Genomic DNA, 576 nt, shown 5'->3' on the forward strand with positions numbered 1-576 from the left:
AAAATATCTAGGAATCACGTTTCTATCAGTTACACTATTATTCTCTGGATCTATCGCCACTATCCATAGCTCAGCAAATAGTAAGTCAAAAGAAGAGAAAGTAGAAGCAACTTCAACAAATCCCAAGTTAAACAATGTGAAAATTTTAGCTACTGGCGGAACGATTGCAGGGTCTGCTACGTCCAATACTGACACAACTGGTTATCAAGCAGGTGCACTTGGTGTGGAAACACTAATTAAAGCTGTTCCTGAACTAAAACAAGTAGCAAATGTGAGTGGTGAACAAATCGCCAATATTGGCAGTAACAATATGGATAATAAAACTTTATTAAAGTTGGCAAAACGAACTAATGAGTTATTAAAATCTAAAGACGTTGATGGAATTGTCGTAACGCATGGAACAGATACATTAGAAGAAACTGCTTACTTTCTGAATCTGGTCGTAAAAAGCAACAAACCTGTCGTGGTTGTTGGATCAATGAGACCGGCTACAGCTATTAGTGCAGATGGACCTTTAAACTTATATAATGCTGTAAAAATTGCTGCTAGTAAGGATGCTAAGAACAAAGGTGTTTT

Annotated in this window: 1 protein-coding gene; it reads left to right on the top strand. The window is 36.8% G+C overall.

Translation table 11 applies throughout. The annotated features are described in order from the left end of the window. Positions 1-13 precede the first annotated feature (13 nt). On the top strand, positions 14-576 hold a 563-nt coding region (locus SB773_RS29955), incomplete at its 3' end, for an asparaginase domain-containing protein (RefSeq protein ID WP_410593820.1).

This window comes from Bacillus sp. SIMBA_074, from assembly GCF_046534555.1.
Classification (GTDB): Bacteria; Bacillota; Bacilli; order Bacillales; family Bacillaceae_G; genus Bacillus_A; species Bacillus_A mycoides.